This is a genomic window from Pseudomonas sp. SO81, from assembly GCF_030374125.1.
GTDB lineage: Bacteria > Pseudomonadota > Gammaproteobacteria > Pseudomonadales > Pseudomonadaceae > Aquipseudomonas.
The window spans coordinates 3778026-3795115 of record NZ_CP126126.1; the positions used below are offsets into that span (position 1 = coordinate 3778026).

A 17090-nucleotide genomic window follows, 5' to 3' on the forward strand; every position below is an offset into this window, starting at 1 on the left:
GTGGTGGACTGTTCGCTTCGCTCCTGAGTCCACCCTACGGGATGGGGGTGTTGGCTTCGTGGTACTCGGGGCGCTGGGCCAGGCCTTCTTTTAGTAGTTCTACCAGCAGGCGCACTTTGGGCGAGAGGTGGCGCTGCTGCGGGTAGAGCGCCCATACGGCGGTGTGCGGTGGGCGCTGTTGTGGCAACAGGTCGACCAGCGCGCCGCTGCGCAGGTGCGGCTGCACGTAGTAGTCCGGCAACTGGCACAGGCCGAAGCCGCGTAGGGCGGCGTCGAGCACCGCCTCGCCACTGTTGCAGCGCCAGTTGCCCTGTACCCGTTGGCTCAGCTCGCGACCGTCCTGCTGGAAGCTCCACTGATCGCTGCTGCCGACCAGGCAGTTGTGCCGGCCCAGCTCGGACAGCGAGTGCGGCCGGCCGTAGCGCTCCAGATAGGCGGGCGCCGCGCACAGGTGCATGACCCGTGGCGCCAGGCGGGTGGCGACCAGTCGCGAGTCCTGCAGGCGACCGAGGCGGATGGCCAGGTCCATGCTGCTGTGCAGCAGGTCGAGGGTCTGGTTGCTCAGCTCGATCTCCACGCGCAGCTGTGGATGGCGCGCCATGAACTGGTTGACCAGCGGCACGATGAAGCGCTCGCCATAGGCCACCGCGCAGGTCATGCGCAGCAGGCCCTTGGGCTCGTCGTTGAGGTCGCCGATGGCGCGCAGGGCTTCCTCGCGGGCGTCCTGCAGGCGCTGGCAGTGCTGCAGGAAGGTCTGCCCGGCCTCGGTCAGCGTCACCTTGCGTGTGCTGCGGTAGAAAAGGCGGGTCTGCAGGCGCTCCTCGAGGCGCGCCACCTGGCGGCTGACCTGCGAGGTAGATAGCCCCAGACGCTGCGCGGCGGCGGCGAAACGGCCGCATTCGGCGACCGCGACGAACTCGTCCAGACCTTCCCAGTTGCTCATCGATTATCCCTGGCTGGCAATAATGTTTTGCTGATTGCCTGGATTATCCAGAAAAACACTGGGGTCTACACTCTCGGCACTTTTTACTCGTTACTCGCTGGAGAACGTCCATGATCAAGTCCCGTGCCGCCGTCGCGTTCGGCCCCAACCAGCCGCTCAAGATCGTCGAAGTGGACGTCGCTCCACCGAAGGCCGGCGAAGTGCTGGTGCGCATCGTCGCCACCGGCGTGTGCCACACCGACGCCTACACCCTGTCCGGTGCTGACTCCGAGGGCGTGTTCCCGTCGATCCTCGGCCACGAAGGCGGCGGTATCGTTGAAGCCATTGGCGAGGGCGTGACCTCGGTGCAGGTCGGCGACCATGTGATCCCGCTGTACACGGCTGAATGCCGCGAGTGCAAATTCTGCAAATCCGGCAAGACCAACCTGTGCCAGAAGGTACGCGCCACTCAGGGCAAGGGCCTGATGCCGGACGGCACCAGCCGCTTCAGCTACAACGGCGAGCCGATCTACCACTACATGGGCTGCTCGACCTTCTCCGAATACACCGTGCTGCCGGAAATCTCCCTGGCGGTGATCCCGAAGGACGCGCCGCTGGAGAAGGTCTGCCTGCTCGGCTGCGGCGTCACCACCGGCATCGGCGCCGTGCTCAACACCGCCAAGGTTGAAGAGGGCGCCACCGTGGCCATCTTCGGCCTGGGCGGAATTGGTCTGGCGGCGATCATCGGCGCCAAGATGGCCAAGGCCAGCCGCATCATTGCGGTCGACATCAACCCGGCCAAATTCGACGTGGCCCGCGAGCTGGGCGCGACCGACTTCGTCAATCCGAAGGACCACGCCAAGCCGATCCAGGAAGTCATCGTCGAGATGACCGACGGCGGCGTCGACTACAGCTTCGAGTGCGTCGGCAACGTGCAGCTGATGCGCGCCGCACTGGAGTGCGCACACAAGGGCTGGGGCGAGAGCGTGATCATCGGCGTGGCTGGTGCCGGCGAAGAAATCAGCACCCGCCCGTTCCAGCTGGTGACCGGGCGCGTCTGGCGCGGCTCGGCCTTCGGTGGCGTCAAGGGTCGTACCGAGCTGCCGAGCTACGTGCAGAAGTCGCAAAAGGGCGAGATCCCGCTGGACACCTTCATCACCCACACCATGGGCCTAGACGAGATCAACACCGCCTTCGACCTGATGCACGAAGGCAAGAGCATCCGCACCGTTATCCACTACTAAATCCATGGGCGGGGCGCTGCTGCGCCCCCTACGGAGATCGTGATGACTCTTGAGATCGTTTCCAGCAACAAGAGCTGTGGCGGCTGGCACAAGCGCTATCGCCACCGCTCCACAGCGCTCAACTGCGAGATGGTGTTCGCCGTGTACCTGCCACCGCAGGCGGAGCAGGGCGCCAAGCTGCCGGTGTTGTACTGGCTGAGTGGCCTGACCTGCACCGACGAGAACTTCATGCAGAAGGCTGGCGCGCAGAAACTGGCCGCCGAGCTCGGCCTGATCATCGTCGCTCCGGACACCAGCCCGCGTGGCGAAGGCGTGCCGGATGATGCCAACAAGGCCTGGGACTTTGGTCTCGGTGCCGGCTTCTACCTCAATGCCACCCAGGAGCCCTGGGCGCGCCACTACCGCATGTACGACTACGTAGTGCAGGAGCTGCCGGCGCTGATCGAGGCCAACTTCCCGGTTAGCGACAAGCGCGGCATCGCCGGCCACTCCATGGGCGGCCACGGTGCGCTGATCTGCGCGCTGAAGAATCCGGGGCGCTACCAGTCGGTCTCGGCCTTCTCGCCGATCAGCAATCCGCTCAATTGCCCCTGGGGCGAGAAGGCGTTCTCCAACTACCTGGGAGACGACCGTTCGCGCTGGCGCGAGTGGGACGCCTGCGTGCTGCTGGCCGAGGCGAGCGAGAAGCTGCCGATCCTGGTCGATCAGGGCGACCGCGACGACTTCCTCGAGGTCCAGCTCAAGCCCCAGGCCCTGCAGGCCGCGGCCAAGGCCGCCGAGCATCCACTGACCCTGCGTATGCAGCCGGGCTACGACCACAGCTACTACTTCATCGCCAGCTTTATCGACGACCATCTGCGCCATCATGCGGCTGCGCTGAAGTAGTCGTGATACGGGGCGGAGCTGCTCGAATTCCCAGATTGCATCCGGGCTACGACGCTGTCGGCTACGGCGAGGTATCTGTAGGAGCGAGCTCTGCTCGCGAACCTGCTAGACATGGAGCGTTCGCGAGCAGAGCTCGCTCCTACATAATTAGATGTCTGGCGCTTGTCGTCCGCAATGCCGCTGGTGCTCGGTGAAGCGAGGGGCTTTGCCGGGCACCGCGCCTTCGACGAAGCCGCCGACGACTGAAGGTCTGGATGAGAAGGGTTCGCGGGGGGCTGGCCTGCGGTAGAATCTCGCCCTGATTTTTTCTAGGCCAGGTTTTCATGAGCAGCCCTATGCGTATCGGTCACGGCTACGACGTTCATCGCTTCGGCGAGGGCGACTTCATCACCCTCGGTGGCGTGCGCATCCCGCACAAGTTCGGCCTGATCGCCCACTCCGATGGCGACGTGCTGCTGCATGCCCTCAGCGATGCGCTGCTCGGCGCCTGCGCCCTGGGCGATATAGGCAAGCACTTCCCCGATACCGACCCGACCTTCAAGGGCGCCGACAGCCGCGCGCTGCTGCGCCATGTGCTCGGCCTGATCCACGCCAAGGGCTATGTGGTCGGCAACGTCGATGCCACCATCGTCGCCCAGGCGCCGAAGATGGCGCCGCATATCGAGGCCATGCGTGGCCTGATCGCCGAGGACCTGCAGGTCGAGTTGGACGCGGTCAACGTCAAGGCCACTACCACCGAGAAGCTCGGTTTCACCGGCCGTGAGGAAGGCATCGCGGTTCACGCCGTGGCGCTGCTGGTTAAAGCATGACCGAGCTGGACCTGCTGGGCCCGCGCGCCCATGGCGAGGCCTGTGGCCAGGCCGTGCTCAAGGCCACCGCCGAGGACTTCCAGGTCGACGAGGTGCTGGACATTCCGTTGTCCGGCACTGGTGAGCATCTCTGGCTGTGGGTGGAGAAGCGCGGCCTCAACACCGAGGAGGCGGCGCGCCGCCTGGCTCGTGCGGCTGGGGTGTCGCAGCGCAATATCAGCTACGCCGGACTGAAGGATCGCCAGGCGCTGACCCGCCAGTGGTTCAGCCTGCACCTGCCGGGCAAGGCCGATCCCGATCTGTCCGCCGCCGAGGGCGAGACCCTGGCCATCCTCAAGAGGGTGCGTCACTCGCGCAAACTGCAGCGCGGCGCACATTCGGCCAACGGCTTCACCCTGCGCCTGACCGGCCTCAAGGCCGATCGCGAGGCGCTGGAGCAGCGCCTGCAACGTATCCGCGAGCAGGGCGTACCCAACTACTACGGCCTGCAGCGCTTTGGCTGGCAGGGTGGCAACGTGGCCGATGCACGTGCTTTCGCCGAGCGCAGCGAGCTGCCGGAGCAGCGCAATACCCGTTCGCGCCTGCTCTCATCGGCGCGCAGCTATCTGTTCAACCGCGCCCTGGCGGCGCGGGTGGCGAATGGCAGCTGGAACCAGGCGCGGATCGGCGACCTGCTGGCCTTCACCGACAGTCGCAGCTTCTTTATGGCCGGCGAGGCTGAGACTAGGGATCCGCGCCTGGCCATTCTCGATCTGCATCCGACCGGCCCGCTGTGGGGCGAAGGTGCATCGTCGGCCGAGGGCGCCGCACAGGAGTTGGAGCAAGAGCTGGCCGCCGCCGATCCAGCGTTGATCGCCTGGCTGGCGAAGGCGGGCATGGCGCACGAACGGCGCATCCTGCGCCTCCCCATCGCCGATCTGACGTGGCATTATCCGGAGCCTGAGATAGTGCAACTGCAATTCGTCCTGCCGGCCGGATGCTTCGCCACCGCGGTGGTGCGCGAACTGGTCGATCTGCTGCCGGCGGGGCACACGGACTCCCCATGCGAATTCTGATCTCCAACGACGACGGGGTGATGGCACCCGGTATCGCCGCGCTGCATGGCGCGCTGCAGGACTATGCCGAGTGCACCATCGTCGCGCCCACCGAAGACAAGAGCGGTGCCAGCAGCTCGCTGACCCTGGACCGCCCGCTGCACCCGGCGACCATGCCCAACGGCTATATCGGCCTCAACGGCACGCCGACCGATTGTGTGCACCTGGGCCTCAACGGCCTGCTGGAGCAAGTGCCGGACATGGTGGTGTCGGGCATCAACCTGGGCGCCAACCTGGGTGACGACGTGCTCTATTCCGGCACCGTGGCCGCCGCGCTGGAGGGGCGTTTCCTGGCCAAGCCGGCCTTCGCCTTCTCGCTGGTATCGCGGCGCACCGACAATCTGGCCACTGCCGCCTACTTCGCGCGCAAGCTGGTGGAGGCGCACGAGCGGCTCGACCTGCCGCCGCGCACCGTGCTCAACGTCAACGTACCGAACCTGCCGCTGGAGCATATCCGCGGCATCCAGCTGACCCGCCTGGGCCATCGCGCCCGCGCCGCCGCGCCGGTGAAGATGGTCAATCCGCGCGGCAAGGAAGGCTATTGGATCTCCGTCTCCGGCGATGCCGAGGACGGCGGCCCGGGTACCGATTTCCATGCCGTGATGCAGGGCTATGTGTCGATCACCCCGTTGCAGCTCGATCGCACCCTGCACGAAGCCTTCGAAGGCATCGGCGGCTGGCTGGAGGGCCTGGTCTGATGCGCGGCCAGGATCATCTGCAGCGCCAGGGCGTCGGCATGACCTCGCAGCGCACCCGCGAGCGCCTGATCGAGCGGCTGTACGAGGAAGGCCTGTCCAACCCGCACGTGCTGGAAGTCATCCGTCGCACGCCGCGCCACCTGTTCGTCGACGAGGCGCTGGCCCATCGCGCCTATGAGGACACCGCGCTGCCCATCGGCCACAACCAGACGATTTCCCAGCCTTATATAGTCGGGCGCATGACCGAGCTGCTGCTGGCCGGCGGCCCGCTGGACAAGGTGCTGGAGATCGGCACCGGCTCCGGCTACCAGACCGCCGTACTGGCGCAGCTGGTGGAACGGGTGTTCTCGGTGGAGCGCATCCAGTCCCTGCAGGACCGCGCCAAGGAGCGCCTGGTCGAGCTCAAGCTGCGCAATGTGGTGTTCCGCTGGGGCGATGGCTGGGAGGGCTGGAATGCCCTCGGCCCGTACAACGGCATCATGGTCACCGCCGCCGCCGCCGAAGTGCCGCAGGCGCTGCTGGACCAGCTGGCCGTCGGCGGTCGCCTGGTCATTCCGGTCGGCGCCGGGGAAACCCAGGAGCTGCTGCTGATTGTGCGCGAGGAGGATGGCTATTCCCGCCATGTGCTCGACCTGGTGCGCTTCGTTCCGCTGCTCAACGGCCCTCTGGCCTGAGGCGTGGCACGTTGCGGCACAGTGCCAGCGCGAACGCTGGCGATGCCGGATAATTCCGGCACAATGCGCGACATCTATCTACAAGAAACACCGGCAGGGGAGCACGGGGTGAGTCTCACGAGCGGACAGCAGCGAAAGCGCCTGGCAGGCCTCGGCCTGGGGGCAGCAGTCTTCGCAGCCATACTGTCGGGCTGCAGCAGCTCGCCTTCTACATCTCCGCAGGTGGTGGATCGCACCCACGGCGGTGGCACTGCCGCACCGGCGCGTCCGCAGACCACTGCCGGCCAGTACGTGGTGCAGCGTGGCGACACCCTCTACTCGATCGCCTTCCGCTTCGGCTGGGACTGGAAAGCCCTGGCCGCGCGCAACAATATTCCCCCGCCGTACACCATTCGCCCGGGGCAGCGCGTGCGTTTCGATCTGCCGCAGCAGAGCAGTGTGCCGGTAGCGGCGCAGCCGAGCAGGCCACCGGTAACCAGCCTGCCGAGCACGCCACCGCAGACGGCCTCGCGTCCGCCGGTGGCCACACCACCACCGGTGGTGACCCCATCTCAGCCGCAGCAGCCGGTCAGCCAGCCGCCCGTAGCCACCAGCAGCACACCGGCAACGCCTGGCAAAGTGCAGCAGGTGCCGCGTTCGGCGAAGGGCTGGGCCTGGCCTTCCGCGGGTGTGCTGATCGGCAAATTCTCGTCAAACGGGAGTTTGAATAAAGGAATTGATATCGCTGGGGAATTGGGCCAGCCTGTTTTAGCTGCGTCTGATGGTTCCGTGGTGTACGCCGGAAGTGGTTTACGGGGCTACGGCGAACTGGTGATCATCAAGCACAGCGATGCCTACGTAAGCGCCTACGGACATAACCGCAGGTTGCTGGTGCGGGAGGGACAGCAGGTCAAGGTCGGACAGCATATCGCCGAGATGGGATCCACGGGCACTGATCGGGTGAAGCTCCACTTCGAGATTCGCCGCCAGGGCAAACCGGTAGACCCCCTGCAATATCTGCCTCGTCGTTGACTCTGCAGCCAGCCTGTTCCATGCGTGGGAGGAGCGGGCTTTGGTTGTTGCCAGGGAGTCATCCAGCTATTCATCAGGTGCGCCATGAGTCGGCGGCAGGTCAGCTTTGTGCTGACTTGGGGGGCCGGTTCTCCCTGATGCGGATCTGGATCGGGTGCCGCCAAGGCTTGTTGTCGAACTCAGCACAGGACAACAACAATGGCACTCAGCAAAGAAGCGCCGGAGTTTGACGTCGACGATGAGGTTCTCCTGATGGAGCCCGACATCGTCCTGGAAGACATGACAGAGGAAGCCGAGCTGTCTCTTTCCAGCGCCAAATCCAAGAACTCGACCACTACTCTCAAACAGCACAAGTACATCGATTACACCCGGGCGCTCGACGCGACCCAGCTGTACCTCAACGAGATAGGTTTCTCCCCCCTGCTGACCCCTCAGGAAGAAGTGCACTTCGCGCGCCTAGCGCAGAAGGGCGACCCTGCCGGGCGCAAGCGCATGATCGAAAGCAACCTGCGCCTGGTGGTGAAAATCGCCCGACGCTATGTCAATCGCGGACTTTCCCTGCTGGATCTGATCGAAGAGGGCAACCTCGGCCTGATCCGCGCGGTGGAGAAGTTCGATCCCGAGCGCGGTTTCCGTTTCTCCACCTACGCCACCTGGTGGATTCGTCAGACCATCGAGCGGGCGATCATGAACCAGACCCGCACGATTCGCCTGCCGATTCATGTGGTGAAGGAGCTCAACGTCTACCTGCGCGCCGCTCGCGAGCTGACCCAGAAACTGGATCACGAGCCCTCGGCCGAAGAGATCGCCAATCTGCTGGAGAAACCGGTGGATGAGGTCAAGCGCATGCTCGGCCTCAACGAGCGAGTCACTTCGGTGGACGTGTCTCTGGGGCCAGACTCGGACAAGACCTTGCTCGATACCCTTACCGATGACCGTCCCAGCGATCCTTGCGATCTGCTGCAGGACGATGATCTGTCCGAGAGCATCGACCAGTGGCTATCCGAGCTGACCGACAAGCAGCGCGAAGTGGTGGTGCGGCGTTTCGGCCTGCGCGGCCACGAGAGCTGCACGCTGGAGGAAGTCGGCCAGGAAATCGGCCTGACCCGCGAGCGGGTACGGCAGATCCAGGTTGAAGCGCTCAAGCGTCTGCGCGAGATCCTGGAGAAGAACGGCCTGTCCAGCGACGCTTTGTTCCAATAGCTCAGCGAAGCGGATCGCTCCACCAGAAAGCCCGGCTCCAGCCGGGCTTTTTATTGCTCGCCCATGTAAGTCATTGCTTACATGGCCTGTAAGAGATCGCAGGAAAAATGCATTGGTTGCGATGCATTCTTATCTGTGGATTTTGAGTAAGCATATGATTTTAAAGTATTTATTCTTGGATGTCGGGCCGTGACTGGGGTGTTCGCTGGCCGAGGCAGGCCTTGTTCGGCTGCGGCGAAACGCTAATATGAAGCCGTGCCTAGGGAGAAGGCACGGGAGCCAGGACGGCGACCAGGGAGCCGCTGCAGGATGCAGTTCATCAGGATGATGAAAGGATTCTCAGGGAGTAGGGAAGAAAGAGCGGGCGGCTAATCACCGCCCCTTTTTTTTGCCTGGAGAAAAGGCAGAAACGAAAAGGCCCGCATGCAGCGGGCCTTTTGCGTTCTGGGGCTTAGCGCTCCAGTTGCGGCAGCTTGTCCTTCACGCCATCCCATTCCTCGGCGTCCGGCAGCGCTTCCTTTCTCTCGGTGATGTTCGGCCAGACTTCCGCCAACTCGGCGTTGAGCTCGATGAATTCCTGCATGTTCTCCGGTACTTCGTCCTCGGAGAAGATGGCCTGGGCCGGGCACTCTGGCTCGCACAGGGCGCAGTCGATGCACTCGTCCGGATGAATCACCAGAAAGTTCGGGCCTTCATAGAAGCAGTCCACTGGGCAGACTTCCACGCAGTCGGTGTATTTGCACTTGATGCAGTTGTCGGTAACGACGAAGGTCATCTCTGATTCTCTCCTCGGGCGGCGGCCTGACCCAATCTGTGCGGGTTTGCAGGCGCTCGGTATTGGCCGCGGCTCAGGCTGTAAACCGGGCAGTCGTAAAAATGCGCGCGATTCTATCAGCTTGAGCCGGCTGGCGTTAGCTGCGCGTCTTCCATGTATATATCAGCTCCAGGGCGCGGCGCGGTGTCAGATCATCGGGATTGATCTTGCCCAATTCCTCCAGCACCGGGTGGGGCAGGGCGGCGAACATGTCGCTCTGCAGCGGTGCGCCGGGTTGGCCTGGTTCGCTGCGCGGTAATTCATGGGGCAGGCTGGTGGTTTCCAGACGGGCCAGATGCTGACGGGCGCGCTGGATCACCGGGCCGGGTACGCCGGCCAGTTGCGCCACCGCCAGGCCGTAGCTCTGGCTGGCCGGGCCGGGCAGCACGTGGTGCAGGAAGACGATGCGCTCGTTGTGCTCGGTGGCGTTGAGGTGCACGTTGGCTACGACCGGTTCGCTCTCCGGCAGCACGGTCAGCTCGAAGTAGTGGGTGGCAAACAGCGTCCAGGCGCGCAGTTTGGCCAGGTGCTCGGCGGCCGACCAGGCTAGCGACAGGCCGTCGAAGGTGCTGGTGCCGCGGCCTACCTCGTCCATCAGCACCAGGCTGCGGTCGGTGGCGTTGTGCAGGATGTTGGCGGTCTCGCTCATCTCCACCATGAAGGTGGAGCGGCCGCCGGCCAGGTCGTCGCTGGAGCCGATACGGGTGAAGATGCGGTCCACCAGCGACAGCTCGCACGCGGCCGCCGGCACGAAACTGCCGATATGGGCGAGCAGCACGATCAGGGCGGTCTGGCGCATGTAGGTGGACTTACCGCCCATGTTCGGGCCGGTGATGATCAGCATGCGGGTGCCGTCGTCTAGGCCGAGGTCGTTGGCGACGAACGGCGTCTCCAGCACCTGCTCGACCACTGGGTGACGGCCCTGGTCGATGCGCATGCAGGGCTCGTCGACGAAGCGCGGACGGTTCAGATCGAGGTTCAGTGCGCGCTCGGCCAGGTTGGCCAGCACGTCCAGTTCGGCCAGGGCGCCGGCGGTGTCCTGCAGCGGCGCCAGTTGGGCGATCAGCAGCTCGAGCAGCTCCTCGTAGAGCTGCTTCTCGCGGGCCAGGGCGCGGCTCTTGGCCGACAGCGCCTTGTCCTCGAAGGTCTTCAGTTCCGGGGTGATAAAGCGCTCGGCGCCCTTCAGAGTCTGGCGGCGGATGTAGTCGGCCGGGGCCGACTCGGCCTGCTTGCTCGGCAGCTCGATGAAGTAGCCGTGCACGCGGTTGTAGCCGACCTTGAGGTTGGCCAGGCCGGTGCGCTCCTTTTCGCGCGCCTCGAGGTCCATCAGGTACTGTCCGGCGTTCTCGCTGATCGACTGCAGCTCGTCCAGCTCGGCGTCGTAGCCGGTCTTCAGCACGCCACCGTCGCGGATCACCGCCGGCGGGTTGTCGATGATGGCGCGGGCCAGCAGGTCGGCCAGTTCCGGATAGGTGCGGATATTCACCGCCAGCTCGGCCAGGTGCGGGGCGTCCAGCTCGGCCAGCGCGCTTTGCAGCTGCGGCAGGGCGGCGAGGGCGTCACGCAGGCGCGCCAGGTCGCGCGGACGGGCGTTGCGCAGGCCGATACGGGCGAGGATGCGTTCGACGTCGCCGATGTCCTTCAGCTGCGGCTGCAGCAGTTCGAAGCGGTAGCGGTCGAGCAAGCAGGCGATGGCTTCCTGACGCGCCTCCAATACATTGCGATCGCGCAGCGGACGGTTCAGCCAGCGAGTCAGCAGGCGCGAGCCCATGGCGGTCTGGCAGCGGTCCACCACCGACTGCAGGGTGTTGTCGCGGCCGCCGGCGAGGTTGGTGTCCAGCTCCAGGTTACGGCGACTGGCGCCATCGAGGATCACGGTGTCGTCCAGACGCTCGTGGCGCAGGTTGCGCAGATGCGGCAGGGCAGTGCGTTGGGTCTCCTTGGCGTACACCAGCAAACAGCCGGCGGCGCCGATGGCCAGGGTCAGGCCCTCGCAGCCGAAGCCCTTGAGATCCTGCACGCCGAACTGCTGGCACAGGCTCTTGCGCGCGCTGTCACGCTCGAAGTCCCAGGGCGCACGGCGACGCACGCCACGACGCTTCTCGATTGGCAGGCCCTGGGGCCAGTCGTCGGGGATCAGCAATTCGGCGGGGCTTAAGCGCTCCAGTTCGGCCAGCAGGTTCTCCCAGCCCTTCATTTCCTGCACGCTGAAGCGGCCGCTGGTGATATCCAGTACGGCCAGGCCGAACAGTTTCTCGTCGCCGAGGATGGCGCCGACCAGGTTGTCGCGGCGCTCGTCGAGGAAGGCCTCGTCGCTGATGGTGCCGGGGGTGATGATGCGCACCACCTGGCGCTCCACCGGGCCCTTGCTGGTGGCCGGGTCGCCGATCTGCTCGCAGATCGCCACCGCCTCGCCGAATTTCACCAGGCGCGCCAGGTAGCCCTCGGCGGAATGGAAGGGAATGCCGGCCATGGGGATGGCCTGGCCGGCCGACTGGCCGCGGGCGGTGAGGGTGATGTCGAGCAGGGCCGCGGCCTTCTTGGCATCTTCGTAGAACAGCTCGTAGAAGTCGCCCATGCGGTAGAACATCAGCATGTCCGGATGCTGATTCTTCAGCTTCCAGTACTGCTGCATCATCGGTGTGTGGGCTGACAAATCGCTCATGCTGTTCGGTCCGGCTGAAATCGCAAAAGCGCGTAGTGTAGGGTATCCCCCGCATCTGTTTCATCCGGAGAGCATATGGATTCCAGCATTACCCTGCAGGCCGAAGCACTCGGTAGTCGGCTCAAGGCGCTCGGCGCCCAGGTCACTACCGCCGAGTCCTGTACCGGCGGCGGTATCGCCGAGGCGATCACCCGTGTCGCCGGCAGTTCGGCCTGGTTCGAGGCGGGCTACATCACCTATTCGAATACGCAGAAGACTGCGCAGCTGCAGGTGCCGGCAGAGCTGTTCGCGCGTGTCGGCGCGGTCAGTCGTGAAGTCGTCGAGGCCATGGTGAGCGGCGCGCAGCAGCGCAGCGGGGCGCGCTTTGCGGTGGCGGTCAGCGGCATCGCCGGCCCCGCGGGTGGCTCTGCGGAGAAGCCCGTCGGTACGGTATGGCTGGCCTGGGGCGACGGTACAAAGCTGTTTGCCGAGCGCTGCCAGTTCGCCGGTGACCGTGAGGCCGTACGGCGGCAGACGGTGCAATGGGCCCTGGAGGGATTGCTCCGACTGACGGCGGGAGAAAATCCTGCACAGGGGTAGGCGAGCGACTTGCCTTATGGAATACTACTGTCTACTTATACAGTTGTTGGTGGGCGAACGGCTCCCTTTGATCACGTGAGGATGGAAATGGACGAGAACAAGAAGCGCGCGTTGGCGGCAGCCCTGGGTCAGATCGAGAAGCAGTTCGGCAAGGGTGCCGTGATGCGCATGGGCGACCACGAGCGGCAGGCGATTCCGGCCATTTCCACCGGCTCCCTCGGCCTGGACATCGCGCTTGGCATCGGCGGCCTGCCGAAGGGCCGTATCGTCGAGATCTACGGTCCGGAATCCTCGGGTAAGACCACTCTGACCCTGTCGGTCATCGCCGAGGCCCAGAAGGCTGGCGCCACCTGCGCCTTCGTCGACGCCGAACACGCGCTGGACCCGGACTACGCCGGCAAGCTGGGCGTCAATGTCGACGATCTGCTGGTTTCCCAGCCGGATACCGGCGAGCAGGCCCTGGAAATCACCGACATGCTGGTGCGCTCCAATGCGGTTGACGTGATCATCGTCGACTCCGTGGCCGCCCTGGTGCCCAAGGCCGAGATCGAAGGCGAGATGGGTGATGCCCACGTCGGCCTGCAGGCACGCCTGATGAGCCAGGCGCTGCGCAAGATCACCGGTAACATTAAGAACGCCAACTGTCTGGTCATCTTTATCAACCAGATCCGCATGAAGATCGGTGTGATGTTCGGCAACCCGGAAACCACCACCGGCGGTAACGCCCTGAAGTTCTACGCCTCCGTGCGTCTGGACATCCGTCGTACCGGCGCGGTGAAGGAAGGCGACGAGGTGGTCGGCAGCGAGACCCGCGTCAAGGTCGTGAAGAACAAGGTGGCCCCGCCGTTCCGTCAGGCCGAGTTCCAGATCATGTACGGCAAGGGTATCTACCGTACCGGCGAGATCATCGACCTGGGTGTGCAGCTCGGTCTGGTGGAGAAGTCCGGCGCCTGGTACAGCTACCAGGGCAACAAGATCGGCCAGGGCAAGGCCAATGCCGCCAAGTACCTGGAGGACAATCCGGAAGTGGGCGGCGCCATCGAGAAGATCATCCGCGAGAAGCTGCTGGTCGACTCCGCCGCCCGTGGTGCGGTCGAGGCCGATGCCGACGAAACGGCCGACCTGGACGCCTGATCGGCTCGCCTGACGCATGGAGCGCCCCGTGAGTGGCATGCTCGATAACCCGGTCGCCGTGCGCCGGGTCGCCATGGACCTGCTGGCGCGGCGCGAGCATGGGCGGGTCGAGCTGGTGCGCAAGCTGCGCCAGCGCGGCGCGCCGCAGGAGCTGATCGACAGCGCCCTCGACCGTCTGACGGAGGAGGGGCTGCTGTCGGAGGCCCGCTATCTGGAGAGTTTCGTCGCCAGCCGTGGCCGTGCCGGTTACGGCCCCCTCCGCATCCGCGAGGAGCTGGCTCAGCGCGGCCTGCCCAGACCCGATATCGAGCAGGCGCTGAGCGAGACCGGTGTCGATTGGGGCGAGCAGCTGCGTGAGCTGTGGCAGCGCAAGTTTGCCGGCCAGCTGCCGGTGGATATGCGCGAGAAGGCCAAGCAGGCGCGCTTTCTCGCCTACCGTGGTTTTTCCCAGGAGCAGATTGGTCGCCTGCTACGCGGCGCCAGTCTCGACTGACTTCCCCTTGAGCCCGGAGCTTTCCCCTCTCCGGGCTCCGTTTTTCCGTTTCAGCCGTTCTGTGCCCAGTTCTGTGGCAGGTTGATGAAGTCCACCAGCTCGCGCAGACGTCCATGGTCGCGGGCGTTGAAGTGGAACGCCAGACGGCGGAGGTCGAACAGCTCTGGCTCGTCACGCTCCTTCTCGCTGGCCGCCTGCTGCTGGTAGTCGCCGCTCAGGCACAGGTCGGCGAACTCCTTGTTCAGTACCCGCATGGCGGCCTCGCTCAGCGGGTGGTTCATGCGGATCACGAACTGGCCCTTGAGCCAGCGCGAGGAGTGGTAGTTGCGGTAGAAGCGGGCGATCTCCTGGCCGGCCTCCTCGGCGCTGTGGACCAGGCGCACCAGATGCATGTCGCTGGGCAGGATGTAGTGGCGCTCCTGCAGCTGCTCGCGGATGACGCGCAGCAACTCGCCCCAGTAATTGCTGTCCGGCTCGTCGAGCAGAACAATGGGCACCAGCGGGCTCTTGCCGGTCTGCACCAGGGTCATCACTTCCAGCGCCTCGTCCAGAGTGCCGAAGCCGCCGGGGCAGAGCACCAGGGCGTCGGCTTCCTTGACGAAGAACAGCTTGCGCAGGAAGAAGAAGTGGAACGACAGCAGGTTGCCGGTGCCATGCACGGTGGCATTGGCGCCCTGCTCGAACGGCAGGGTGATGTTGAAGCCCAGGCTGTTTTCAAGCCCGGCGCCCTCATGGGCGGCGGCCATCACGCCGCCACCGGCGCCGGTGACCACCATCAGGTCAAGGCGGGCCAGGGTGCGGCCGAGGTCGCGGGCAAGGGCATAGACGGGGTGGTCGGTCGGCGTGCGGGCCGAACCGAAGACCGTGACCTTGCGCCGGCGCTTGAACTGTTCGAGCGTGCTGAAGGCCAGCTCCATCTCGCGCAGGGTCTGCAGCATGATCTTGGCGTCCCAGCGGTTGCGGTCGGCCTGGGCCATGCGGATCACGGTGGTGAGCATCTCCTGGTAAAGGGGCAGGTTGGGACTGTTGGCGGGAACCACGAGGGCGGCCAGCTCCTCCACTTTGCTGGTCAGATCGATGCCGCTGGTATGGAAGTGCCGGGACAGGTAGTCATCCGGTTCATAAGGCATAGACATCTCCTTCTGCTAAGGCAGGCCCGCCGCCACTCCCTGCGGCGCCAGGCCCTGCTGAGAGTATGGCCCGCGGCATGACGCTTTGACGGGCGAAGAGGTGGCGCCGTTCGTCCGTTGAGAGTGAGCGACGATGCACCTCTGATTTACTTGCAGTTAGCGATGCATGCGCCCGCCGTGGCGCCTGGAAAGGGAGGGGCAGGTATGCCCAAGTTGACGCTGGAGGTAGATCTGGAGCTGTACCGCATGCTGGTGCGAGCGGCGCAAACCAACGATCTGAGCCTGGAAGAGGAATGCTTGCGACGACTGGAGGGCGGGGTGCGCCGCTCCAGCTATATGCAGGCGCTGCTGGCCGAGCTCAGGGCAGACGGCGAGCAGCGACGCAGCAAGGGCTGAGGTCACTGCAGGCCGCAGTCGGCCTTGGCGAAGCGCTCGACGGCGACCGGGCGGTTGCTCTTGTATTCGCTGAACTGGTAGCGCAACACCGCACCACTGCCCAGCAGACGCAGGTAGCCCTGGTTGTTGCACACGCTGGCTGCCAGTTGCTGGCGTACCGTGTCCGGATTCGCGCGCATCTGCTGGGCGTGGCCCTGACGCACGCTGAGGTGATTGACCAGCTCGTTGCCTTCCACCGTATAGCCCTGGTCGAGGATGTCCTCGTTGATCGCCCGTGGCGTGCCGGCGCTACTCTCCTTGGCGACCTGCTCGAGCATCTTGGTCAGCTCGTGTTCCTGCAGCGAGGCGGCCTGGGCGGCGGGCAGGAAAGCGGCGAGGGCGAACAAGGCGATAAGGCGGGGCATGGTGATCTCCAGATAAACGATGCTGCCTTCGACCGGTGCTCCTTGCCCGGGTTCAGCAGGCGGCCATCTTACTCCCTGCCGACGGCGGGAGTAGACTGCGCGCCTTTCCTGTGGAGTCCGTCATGAGCCATGCCGTCGCCCGCCTGCGCGCCGAGCGCCTGGCGCGCAGCCTCAAGCCCTTCGTGTCCCGCGGCTCGCGCTCCGAGCGCTGCCCCGGCTGCCGGGTGATCCCCAGCTACTGCCTGTGTGCTTGGCGGCCAAAAGTCGAAGTACAGGCCGGCGTGTGCCTGCTGATGTACGACGTGGAGGCGCTGAAGCCGAGCAACACCGGCTGGCTGATCGCCGATCTGGTGGCCGACACCCACGCCTTCGGCTGGCAGCGCACCGCGGTCGACCCGCGCCTGCTGGCGCTGCTGGACGATCCGCAATATGCGCCCTGCGTGGTGTTTCCCGGCGAGTACGCCGAACCCGAGCGGGTAATCGAGGAGTTGCCGCCCCTGGCGACGGGCAAGCGGCCGCTGTTCATCCTGCTCGACGCCACCTGGACCGAGGCGCGCAAGATGTTCCGCAAGAGCCCCTATCTGAACCGCTTCCCGGTGCTCAGCCTGAGGCCGGAGCAGCTGTCGCGCTATCGCCTGCGCCGCTCCAAGCGCGACGAGCACCTGTGCACCGCCGAGGTGGCCGCGCTCTGTCTGGAACTGGCCGGCGAGCCGCAGGCGGCGGTGGCGCTGGATGCCTGGCTGGATTTGTTCACCGAGCATTACCTGGGCGCCAAGCACCGCCGCGTGCTGGATGAGCAGAGCCCGGCACACCAGGCGCTCAAGCCTTTCCTGTAAATCCCTCGAAACCTGTTCAAGGCCTCGCGAGCTAGAGTCAGGCCAGGCGGCGAAGGGGCGAGGGCACGGAGTTTACACAGGGTAAACGAGCGTCTAAGC

General features: G+C 65.1%; 18 protein-coding genes. 13 read left to right on the top strand and 5 right to left on the bottom strand.

From position 1 onward, the window contains the following. Nucleotides 1–34: 34 nt before the first annotated feature. Nucleotides 35–943 (bottom strand): LysR substrate-binding domain-containing protein, encoded by a 909-nt coding sequence (locus tag OH686_RS17690; protein WP_289534206.1) that lies wholly within the window; start codon nucleotides 941–943, stop codon nucleotides 35–37. A 110-nt stretch (nucleotides 944–1053) separates the two neighbouring features. Here OH686_RS17690 and OH686_RS17695 point away from each other — a divergent pair, with 110 nt between their 5' ends. The 8 genes from OH686_RS17695 to rpoS all read left to right on the top strand — a co-directional run bounded on the left by OH686_RS17695 (nucleotide 1054) and on the right by rpoS (nucleotide 8540). After that, complete coding sequence (locus tag OH686_RS17695) at nucleotides 1054–2166, top strand: S-(hydroxymethyl)glutathione dehydrogenase/class III alcohol dehydrogenase (RefSeq protein ID WP_289534207.1); 1113 nt, start codon at nucleotides 1054–1056, stop codon at nucleotides 2164–2166. 42 nt (nucleotides 2167–2208) lie between these two features. Beyond that, nucleotides 2209–3051 (top strand): S-formylglutathione hydrolase, encoded by an 843-nt coding sequence (gene fghA / locus OH686_RS17700; RefSeq protein ID WP_502942749.1) that lies wholly within the window; start codon nucleotides 2209–2211, stop codon nucleotides 3049–3051. A 335-nt stretch (nucleotides 3052–3386) separates the two neighbouring features. Further along, complete coding sequence (gene ispF / locus OH686_RS17705; RefSeq protein WP_289534208.1) at nucleotides 3387–3860, top strand: 2-C-methyl-D-erythritol 2,4-cyclodiphosphate synthase; 474 nt, start codon at nucleotides 3387–3389, stop codon at nucleotides 3858–3860. Next, nucleotides 3857–4915: a tRNA pseudouridine(13) synthase TruD gene (gene truD, locus OH686_RS17710; RefSeq protein WP_289534209.1), complete on the top strand. Its 1059-nt coding sequence runs from the start codon at nucleotides 3857–3859 to the stop codon at nucleotides 4913–4915. Before ispF ends, truD begins: the two co-directional genes overlap by 4 nt. Next, nucleotides 4903–5652, top strand: a complete 750-nt coding sequence (gene surE / locus OH686_RS17715; RefSeq protein ID WP_289534210.1) for a 5'/3'-nucleotidase SurE — start codon at nucleotides 4903–4905, stop codon at nucleotides 5650–5652. The genes truD and surE overlap by 13 nt, the downstream gene beginning before the upstream one ends. A gap of 38 nt (nucleotides 5653–5690) precedes the next feature. After that, nucleotides 5691–6326: a protein-L-isoaspartate(D-aspartate) O-methyltransferase gene (locus OH686_RS17720; RefSeq protein ID WP_289539024.1), complete on the top strand. Its 636-nt coding sequence runs from the start codon at nucleotides 5691–5693 to the stop codon at nucleotides 6324–6326. A 63-nt stretch (nucleotides 6327–6389) separates the two neighbouring features. Continuing rightward, nucleotides 6390–7337 carry a peptidoglycan DD-metalloendopeptidase family protein gene (locus tag OH686_RS17725; protein ID WP_289534211.1) on the top strand — a complete coding sequence of 316 codons (948 nt, stop codon included), beginning with the start codon at nucleotides 6390–6392 and terminating at the stop codon, nucleotides 7335–7337. A 198-nt stretch (nucleotides 7338–7535) separates the two neighbouring features. Beyond that, a complete protein-coding gene (rpoS, locus tag OH686_RS17730; RefSeq protein WP_289534212.1) occupies nucleotides 7536–8540 on the top strand; it encodes an RNA polymerase sigma factor RpoS in 1005 nt (334 codons plus the stop codon). Between the two features lie 451 nt (nucleotides 8541–8991). Here the strand turns inward: rpoS and fdxA are convergent, their stop codons facing one another. After that, a complete protein-coding gene (fdxA, locus tag OH686_RS17735; RefSeq protein WP_137971234.1) occupies nucleotides 8992–9315 on the bottom strand; it encodes a ferredoxin FdxA in 324 nt (107 codons plus the stop codon). Between the two features lie 136 nt (nucleotides 9316–9451). After that, on the bottom strand, nucleotides 9452–12019 hold the full coding sequence (gene mutS / locus OH686_RS17740; protein ID WP_289534213.1) for a DNA mismatch repair protein MutS: 2568 nt from the start codon (nucleotides 12017–12019) through the stop codon (nucleotides 9452–9454). Nucleotides 12020–12094: 75 nt separating this feature from the next. Here mutS and OH686_RS17745 point away from each other — a divergent pair, with 75 nt between their 5' ends. The 3 genes from OH686_RS17745 to recX all read left to right on the top strand — a co-directional run bounded on the left by OH686_RS17745 (nucleotide 12095) and on the right by recX (nucleotide 14225). Beyond that, nucleotides 12095–12598 (top strand): CinA family protein, encoded by a 504-nt coding sequence (locus tag OH686_RS17745; RefSeq protein ID WP_289534214.1) that lies wholly within the window; start codon nucleotides 12095–12097, stop codon nucleotides 12596–12598. A gap of 87 nt (nucleotides 12599–12685) precedes the next feature. After that, the gene (gene recA, locus OH686_RS17750) at nucleotides 12686–13732 is read left to right on the top strand and encodes a recombinase RecA (protein ID WP_043308566.1); all 1047 of its coding nucleotides are present in this window, start codon (nucleotides 12686–12688) and stop codon (nucleotides 13730–13732) included. Nucleotides 13733–13769: 37 nt separating this feature from the next. Beyond that, nucleotides 13770–14225 (top strand): recombination regulator RecX, encoded by a 456-nt coding sequence (recX, locus tag OH686_RS17755; RefSeq protein ID WP_412547717.1) that lies wholly within the window; start codon nucleotides 13770–13772, stop codon nucleotides 14223–14225. 50 nt (nucleotides 14226–14275) lie between these two features. On the opposite strand, the gene OH686_RS17760 is transcribed toward recX, so the two are convergent. Beyond that, nucleotides 14276–15355 (bottom strand): LOG family protein, encoded by a 1080-nt coding sequence (locus tag OH686_RS17760; RefSeq protein ID WP_289534215.1) that lies wholly within the window; start codon nucleotides 15353–15355, stop codon nucleotides 14276–14278. A gap of 204 nt (nucleotides 15356–15559) precedes the next feature. On the opposite strand from OH686_RS17760, the gene OH686_RS17765 reads away from it, so the two are divergent. Further along, nucleotides 15560–15751 (top strand): hypothetical protein, encoded by a 192-nt coding sequence (locus tag OH686_RS17765; protein WP_137971239.1) that lies wholly within the window; start codon nucleotides 15560–15562, stop codon nucleotides 15749–15751. A 2-nt stretch (nucleotides 15752–15753) separates the two neighbouring features. Here the strand turns inward: OH686_RS17765 and OH686_RS17770 are convergent, their stop codons facing one another. Further along, nucleotides 15754–16155 (bottom strand): quorum-sensing-regulated virulence factor family protein, encoded by a 402-nt coding sequence (locus OH686_RS17770; RefSeq protein WP_137971240.1) that lies wholly within the window; start codon nucleotides 16153–16155, stop codon nucleotides 15754–15756. Between the two features lie 122 nt (nucleotides 16156–16277). Between OH686_RS17770 and OH686_RS17775 the strand changes: the two genes are divergently transcribed. Then, complete coding sequence (locus OH686_RS17775) at nucleotides 16278–16991, top strand: tRNA-uridine aminocarboxypropyltransferase (protein WP_289534216.1); 714 nt, start codon at nucleotides 16278–16280, stop codon at nucleotides 16989–16991. Nucleotides 16992–17090: the final 99 nt, after the last annotated feature.